Here is an 8,416-nt window from a genome sequence, read left to right on the forward strand (position 1 = left end):
AGCTTAAAGGGTGATAGTATTAATTATGAAAAAACTGTTTTTATTATTACTGCTAAACATTTGTGTTCTCATAAGCACAGTTGCACAGAGCTCCAGCTGTCCGGATGATCTGCTTCCCAGACGATTTATGAGCAATGGTAAAATGGGTTTTGTTGACCTCTTTGACAATTGGAAAATAAAGCCAAAATATTTTGAAGTTTCGCCTTTTGAAAATCGATTTGCCAAAGTGAGATTTGGCGACTTCTATGGAATGATCAATTGTGAAGGCAAGGAAGTGGTGCCCCCAAAATTTGAAGAACTGAGCTTTTTTAGTTTTGGCAGAATTTGGGCTAAAGACGCCGAAGGCTGGCATCTATGGGATTCATCGGGTACGGAACTCACAAAAATCGCTTTTGATGATTATAAAAGGGCCAGTATCTGGCATTCCAATGCATGGGTCAAAAAAAATGGAAAATGGAAAATTCTAGATGAAGTCGATGGGCAAATAATATGTGAGAAGGAATTTACTATGGTAAAACTGCTTTCCGATACGCTGAGCCTGGTTTCCAATGACAGTTATTTTGCAATCATCAATCACAAAAACTGTCAGTTTAAAATTCCGGAAGAGATCGTCAATGCGCAAAAAGTAAGCACGCAGTTTATAAAATTGAGATTCCGGAATCGCCTCTTTGATATCATTAATCTAAAAGGAGAATCCATCCTTAAAAACCCGTATCACGAGATTTTGTCTGCAGGTAATGGGCTGGCGAAAGTTAGGTTGGGGGAGCAATGGGGATTAATTACAGCTTCCGGCAGAGAAATACTGAGCCTCGAATACGACAGCATTAAAAGCTATCATTACGGAAGACTTGCCCTAAAGAAATCAGGCAAATGGTTCTTTATTACGGAAAATCTATTTCCCGTCAATGATTCATTGTACGATATGGTTACAGACTTTTTTGCAACCGGTGCTATGGTTAAGAAAGCTAATAAATGGTCATTGATAAACCGGGAGGGCCAAGTGCTTTTTGCCGGAATGGATTCATTGCTTTATAATAGTGGAAAGCTTTTTGCAAAAAATAATAACCAATGGTTTCTATTGCCCGAAAAAGCAGAATCGGAAAAATTTTCTGATATTAATTTTAAAGATAATATCAATTCATGCCGTGTAAAAAAAGAGGGGAAATGGGCTGTTTATGATTTTGAGAACTCAATCTATTTAATTGACCCGGAATATTCCTCAATTGAATTCATTTCAAATGAAAAAATCATGGTTGAAAAAGCTGATAATTTTGGATTAATAGATATAAGTGAAAATTCTCTTATTCCTGTTGAATACAGCAATCTGGAATGGCAGCCCGGCTATAGAAATAATCTCTTTATAGCTAAAAAAGACGACTATGTATTGGTTGATGAAAAGAACAAGGTTATCCTTAACAGTTCTTATCCAATAATCAGACAAGGCAAACTATTTATTGTTAAAGACGAGAAAAAGCAGTACTTGTATCAGGCAGACGGAGATTTAATATATGAAGATAAAATTGATTCCATATTTGTAATGAGTAGCTCAAATTTTTTTGCTATTAGGCAAAAAGGGAAATGGGGCTTAATGGATGTGAAAGGCAAAGAAATTCTGGATAGGGATTATGATAATATTCAATTTCTTACGGACAAGCACTTCGCATTAGAGAGCGATGGTATTTGGGAAGTTTTTAAGGAAAATGGCAATCTGGTTATTGATAAAAGTCTAACAATAAAGGAGTTCGTGAATGTTTTTGACAAAAGTGTAATTGTGAATACAGAAAATGGATTGATTTGGCTGGATTATCAATCCAAAATAATTGCAAAAAACCCTCAGGAATATAAAATACTAAATTCCCGAAATCTGGCCATTAAAAAATCAAATCAATGGTTATTGTTTGATCGTGAAGGCCGGTCACTCAGCAATATCAAATTTGATTCGATTCTGAACAAAAATGGATTGGAATTACTCCAATCCAATTCAAAACAATACCATGTGAATTCCAATGGCAAATTAAGCGTGTATTTGCCTTTTGATTAATTTTATTCTACCCTGAGCACCATGGTTTGATAGAGGACGGGGCTGTCAAGATTATTTATTTCAATGAGTTTTTTAACCGTTGTGTTATGTGCAACGGCAATATCGTATAAAGTATCTCCGTCTTTTACAACATAGGTTCCGGGACCTGCAGCAATTTTATTGCCTGATTTATCTATCACCTTTATGGCATCGCCAATTTGAATAATTTCAGAGCTAATATTATTCAATTCTTTAATTTCCCTTACCGTCATTCCATAACTGTAAGCAATTCTAAATAGCGTCTCCATAGGTTTTACGATATGATAAGATTGCCCAGTTGGGAGATCGGGTAATGCTTTTGATGAACCTGATATATTTGAGGACCCTGAGGTTTGAACAACAGCGGCAGAATGACGTCCCGGTTCTTCCATACCTTTATATTTATCGCTGGAAGCAGAAGCCATGGAAATCGGAGCGATAAGGCCATTATCACCTGTTTTTCTTACTCTCAAAGGTATGAAGGCCCTAAGATCCGTATCGCTACTAATATTGTTTAATTTCTTTAATTCTTCGGGCGTCATATTAAATTCATTGGCTACCTGCTCAAGGCTTTGCTTTGGTTCCACGATGTAAGTCATGACCGGTGAATTGTAACCCGAGCCCCCAACCACGTAAAATTCAACTCTTCTATTTAATTGTCTACCTATAGGAGTTTCATTAGAAGCGATGGGTTTATTCGCTCCAACCGCATTAATGACGATCGAACTTCTGTTTACGCCCTTTTCCTCCAGGTATTCGATTACAGACAATCCTCTCTTTTTAGCCAATTCCTGATTGTACTCGTCGGTTCCCAAATTATCGGTATTGGCGTATACCTCTACCTGAACTTTTTCAGTGGATTTTAGATAAGAGGCCAAATCATCCAGGGTCTTTTTTGCTTCTTTTCTGATGTTGTAATCATTGAAATCAAAATAAATATTTTCAAAGACAACCCTTTCTGTCGTTTTCTGACTCATCCATTTTATTCTCACATCGTCAATCTGAAATTTGATGTCTGCAGTTAATCTTGGATCATCTTCATCAATCAAAATTCTATAGTCTTTATCAGAATCCAGTTCCTGGAATCGTGCGATACCCTCCATGTTGGTTTTTCCTCTTTTGAGAATTAACCCATTGTCATCCACCAATACTACAGAGACATCGGCAGCTGGATCTCCGGAATTGGCATAACTCAATTTTGATAAAATAGACATGGAATTAAATTGCTCAATGATCTCTTTGGTAATCGTTGCTAAAATGGCTCCTTCTCTTTCCGCATTGATATTGAATTCACCTCCCTTGCCTTTGTAAATTACATCAGCATAAACATTTTCATCGTTATTCTCTAAAACGAGTTTATAGCTCTGATCCGGCGAAAGATCATCAAATGACATTGATCCTAATTCATCCGACATCGCTTTTAAAAGAGTATTTCCATTGGCATCAGTTAGCAAGACCGGAATATCGACGGCCGGTTCTCCTCCAGGTTCGTAAAATAAATTCGTGATGAGTGAGAAATTACCCTCTTTGGTTAGATCGTCTTTGGTGAATTCTGCCAGGAGCAATTCCTTGCTTTCTATATTGAAATAATAAATATCATCATTCCCTTTTCCTCCTTCTCTGTTTGAAGAAAGCAATCCTTTATCTTTACCAACTGACAGATAGAATTCATCTCTGTTGGTGTTAAAAGGCAATCCCATATTCGTGACCCTTTCAAATTTTGCACCCTGAGCTTTGTAAATATCAAGACCGCCGAAACCCTGTCTGCCATTACTTGCGAAAAACAATGTTGAATCATCCTCATCATAAAATGGTGCAATGTCTTGAAATTTTGTATTCAAATTGCCCATATTTCTTGCGGGTAGCCAACTTTCATCTCCTCTTTTTCGGCTAAACCAAAGATCGTTTTGCCCTCTGCCATCCGGACGATCCGAAACAAAGATCATGGTATCGCCACCGGCTGTTAAGGTGGGTTGTTTTGTTTCGTAACCTCTTCGGTTGATATTATCATTTAATCTCACCCCTTCGGTCCATTTTCCATCAACCAAAGTGGACACATATATCGCACAAGGGTAGTCTTTTTCAATACATGAGGTATAATAGAATTTTTTTAAATCCTTTGTAAACACACCTGCACCATCATTTCTAACTGTGTTAACATTACTAAATTCGTCATCATCGGAGTATTCGGACCACTCTCGCCCTTGCAGTTTAAATCGAAATAAATCGCTGAATTCTTCGCCAAGCCGCGTATCCTTGTCCTTTCCTTTTGTTCCCTGTCTTGCGGATGCAAAAACGATTGAGGTATCACCTTCATAAAAGTTTGGTGCATATTCGGAGTTGGCTGTATTAACGGGGCTTGGAAGATTGACAAATTCGTAATTACGAATGGGTTTTTTAAGTTCTTTTAAGGCCAGAATACAGCCATTACGTTCCAGCTCTGCATCTTCTTTAATCATCCTGTCTTCGGGACTTACTGCTTTAAAATTGGATAAGAATGAATCAAACTGAAGCTTCGACAATTCGTATTTTCCGTTACTCTTTAGCATCATCGCATACCAAAAGCCAACCAAAGGCACCTCATCATCACCCATGGCTAGTGTTTTTGAATATTGCTTTTCGGCATTTTCGTAATCATAATAATACCGATAGCATTCTGCCAATTGATAGTTGGCATAAATATTATTTGGATTCTCCTCTAATTCTTTACCGTAGTAGTCAGCTGCAAGATAGTATTCCTGGTTCTCAAAATAAGAGTCAGCAATTTTGACATTCTGAGATGGTTTTTTCTTATCCTGGGCTTGAGACAGATTAACAATTATAAAGGAACAAAGGAAAAAAGCAATTACTGCAAATACCTGTTTTCTCATTCTATTCAAAAAGTAATATCCCAAATATCGTAAAATATTAAAAATAGTAGATATTAAATTTAAAATAGCTTAAAATCAGGTCAGAGTCTGGTGGATTTGTCTTCCGGCGATTGCACTATGAAAAATTCAACTCTTCTGCTATATCTGTTTCCCTTATCATCCGTATCTGCTGCACCTGCTGGCATACTTGCACCCGCTTTATCTTCTCCCATAGGAAATAAAACCAGAGAGGCCTCATCTATATTTTTGTCCCTGAGATAGTTAAGCACCGCATTGGCTCTTTCTTCAGATAATTTTCTATTAAACTCCTCATTTCCAACGGTATCCGTATAAGCACTAATGTCCACCTGTATATTGGGGTTTTGCTTATAATAGGTTGCCAATTTATCCAGGACTTTTGCCGATTCGGGGTCGATTTCCTTGCTACCAAAGCCAAAATATATATTCTCGAATTTCACATTTTCAGCCACTTCATCATATCGTTTCAATTGCAGGTCATCGAACATCACTTTCATAGAAGGATCGTAATTGGGGTCTTCGGTGTCTATTTCCACGCGATAGTTTTTATCTGATGCCAGATTCTCAAATCGCATCAAACCCCTGGTGTTTGTTCGGATTTTCTTAACAACCTGACCTTCGTCGTTCAATAAAACCAGTGGAATTCCAATCGCAGGATCATCGGCATTTTCAACCTTCATTTTTCCCAATAATGCAAATCCCTTAAAGTCAGAATATGAAAATTCAGATCCTTTTCTTTCCATTTCAAGTTTTGCCACCGGCATGTCTTTCTTATAGACAAGGCTCAAATTATCCACTACTTCAATATCATCAACAAAATACTGCATATCAACTTTGAGTTTTGGATCCTCTGTATCAATTACTATTCTGTAATTTTTATCTGTTGGAATATTTTCAAAACGCGCAAAACCGCGGGAATCGGAACGGGTCGTTTTAAGAACATTTCCTTTTTCGTCGACCAGTTTAACATCTACATTTACGGCTACATTGCTTGCGCCTTCTCCATATTTTAGTTTGGTAAGCGCTGTATACTCTCTAAAGTCATTCACATACTCAGAAGCAACCAGTCTTATAAATTCTTTTTTTGAAGGGAAAATAAAAGTGTAGACATCGGTTTTACCCATGCCACCTTCAATTCTGTCAGAAGCGAAAAAACCTCTTTGCTCACCCAAAACCATGTAGAAATCATTTCTACTGGAGTTAAATGGCATTCCCAAATCTTTTACAAATTCGAAGTTTTCACCTTTTGCCATATACATATCCATACCACCAAAACCACTTCTTCCATCGGAGGCAAAAAATAAGGTGTTTTCTCCGGGATAATAAGATGGCGACATATCGATAAAAGGTGTGTTTACATTTGGCCCCAGATTAATGGCTTTTCCCCAGTTTTCACCTTTTCCTTGTCTTATGCTATACCAAATGTCCTGCATACCAACACCATCGGACCTCTCTGAAACAAAAAAGAGCGTATCCCCTTTTGGAGTTACAAATGGTTGTTTGTTTTCCGATTTTGGTTGATTGATATTTTCATTGAGTTTTACCCCTTCGGACCATCCGCCTCTACTTTTGGTCGAAACAAAGATTTCGCAACCCTCTTCCACATTCGCACAACTGGTGTAATAGTACTTATTGCCATCGGCTGTAAAACTACCGGGACCGTCACTTTTATAGGTATTAATCTGGCTTAGCAATTTCATTTTCTTGCTTGCCACCCATCGATTATTTCTGGTATCAAAACTCACCCGGTAATTATCTGAATAGAATATTCCATTCTCTTTATCTTTTATATCCTGCATTACCCCTTTGCGATCAGTGGTCATAATAAATGAGGAATCGTTAATTATTGTAGGGGCATATTCATCTGCACCGCTATTTGCCGGTCTGTTTAAAATCTCAAATTCATAATTTCTTTCTTTCTTTTTCATTTCCTTCATGGCTATCCTGGCTCCTTCAAATTCCAGTTTGGCTTTGTCGAGAATGATTGATTCTTTGGGATTCCCGGGGGAGAATTCATTGATGAATTCAGTAAGCACTTCCTTGGCTTTTACGTATTCACCGTTCATCTTCAATGTGACCCCATACCAATATTTAGATAAGGGAAAATCCCTATAACCACCGCGAAGTACAACATAGCTGTAAAATCTTTGGGATTGTTTGTAATCAAACAATTCATAATACAAATTCCCCAATTGGAAATTGGCATAGTGGTTATCTGGGTTTTCTTCAGATTCCTTGGCGTAATACTTTAAGGCTTCATAGGGTTCTCCTCTTTCCATGTATTTTTCTGCAAATTTTACATTGCTCGACATGTACTTTTTGTCAATGTCCAGATTTTGTGCAGAAAGTCTAAAAGAGAAAAGTACTGTAAGAAGAATTGAAGCAATTAATGATATTCGGATCTGTTTCATAACCCGAAATTAATTAATTTTTAAATTTTTGGCGTAGAGAATCTTCTTCTTCTTGCTTCTTTTACTTTGCGAAGTGTCAAAGTAATCTCATAAGCACCTGTTCCGGTAGCCAGAGTACTAAGTTGAGATGTGTTATAATCGTAGCTAAATCCAATGGTGTAATACCTGTTATCAAGCCCAATGCTCAATATTGCCGCGTCTCCGTAACGGTACCAGCCTCCGAATACAAGATCTGTTTTGGCCAGGACACCCAAGGGTGTATTAAATAATCTGTAGGTTACATAAAGACCTCCGTTTATTTGATAGTTCCTGTCCTGATACTGAATAAGAATATTTGGCGATACATCCACCTTAGAACTCATATGTACTTCAAATCCACCGTGATATTTAATCAATAACGGAAGAGAGGATTTAGTATCTTTTATAAATGATTCATTGGGTTGTATAACATTGCTAACAACTAACCCTGAATAGGAACTCATGCCGGTGAAAAGGTAAGTTTGAGTAGGATTGTAGTAAAACATAAATCCGAGATTTACATTCGGATACATGATTTGATTATCAAAACCCACTTCATTCGGATTAACCGTACCATCAAAACCTACAAAAGGATTGTATTGGCTTCCCCACTCTAAATTTGAAAAATCTACTTGTTTTTGGATCAATCCAACCTGCCCACCAAAGGATAAAACTTTTAGATTTTTTCTGTCAAGAGACTTATTATAGGCAAAAGAGCCCATTATACCGGTTGTTTTGAAATTTCCATTTCCGGCAACATCGTTAAATACAGTAGCTCCAATCCCACCTATTTTTGTTTTGTGATAACGGCCCCCTTTAAGAGGTGCAATCAGCGATATCTGGCTGGTCGTATAAGGCTCAACTATGCTTTGCCATTGCGATCTGAATGAGGAATTAAAGGTCAGACTTTCATAATTACCTACCAGGGCAGGATTTAAGAATACCGATGAGGCATAGTACTGCGAAAAGGTCGCATCTTGTGCTTTAGACACTAAATTAAGGACGCAAAAAGTTATTATCAGCAGTAATATTTTTCTCAT

Annotated in this window: 4 protein-coding genes; 1 reads left to right on the forward strand and 3 read right to left on the reverse strand. The window is 37.4% G+C overall.

Going from position 1 to position 8,416, the window contains the following annotated elements; translation table 11 throughout:
• The first annotated feature begins 25 nt into the window (after window positions 1–25).
• Window positions 26–2,041, forward strand: a complete 2,016-nt coding sequence (locus HZR84_03955) for a WG repeat-containing protein (protein ID QNL21126.1) — start codon at window positions 26–28, stop codon at window positions 2,039–2,041.
• 2 nt (window positions 2,042–2,043) lie between these two features.
• Here HZR84_03955 and HZR84_03960 read toward each other — a convergent pair whose 3' ends face one another.
• From HZR84_03960 to HZR84_03970, 3 genes are all read right to left on the reverse strand, one after another.
• Window positions 2,044–4,929 (reverse strand): LysM peptidoglycan-binding domain-containing protein, encoded by a 2,886-nt coding sequence (locus HZR84_03960; GenBank protein ID QNL21127.1) that lies wholly within the window; start codon window positions 4,927–4,929, stop codon window positions 2,044–2,046.
• Between the two features lie 80 nt (window positions 4,930–5,009).
• Window positions 5,010–7,358 (reverse strand): OmpA family protein, encoded by a 2,349-nt coding sequence (locus HZR84_03965; GenBank protein QNL21128.1) that lies wholly within the window; start codon window positions 7,356–7,358, stop codon window positions 5,010–5,012.
• A gap of 20 nt (window positions 7,359–7,378) precedes the next feature.
• Complete coding sequence (locus HZR84_03970; protein QNL21129.1) at window positions 7,379–8,416, reverse strand: PorP/SprF family type IX secretion system membrane protein; 1,038 nt, start codon at window positions 8,414–8,416, stop codon at window positions 7,379–7,381.

Origin of the sequence: Hyphobacterium sp. CCMP332 (genome assembly GCA_014323545.1) — a bacterium.
Taxonomy (GTDB): domain Bacteria; phylum Bacteroidota; class Bacteroidia; order Cytophagales; family CCMP332; genus CCMP332.

Bases quoted from the DNA above. Each gene is read 5' to 3' on its own strand.
- HZR84_03955 (QNL21126.1), top strand. From the start codon at position 26: ATGAAAAAACTGTTTTTATTATTACTGCTAAACATTTGTGTTCTCATA.
- HZR84_03960 (QNL21127.1), bottom strand. From the start codon at position 4,929: ATGAGAAAACAGGTATTTGCAGTAATTGCTTTTTTCCTTTGTTCCTTT.
- HZR84_03970 (QNL21129.1), bottom strand. From the start codon at position 8,416: ATGAGAAAAATATTACTGCTGATAATAACTTTTTGCGTCCTTAATTTA.
- HZR84_03965 (QNL21128.1), bottom strand. From the start codon at position 7,358: ATGAAACAGATCCGAATATCATTAATTGCTTCAATTCTTCTTACAGTA.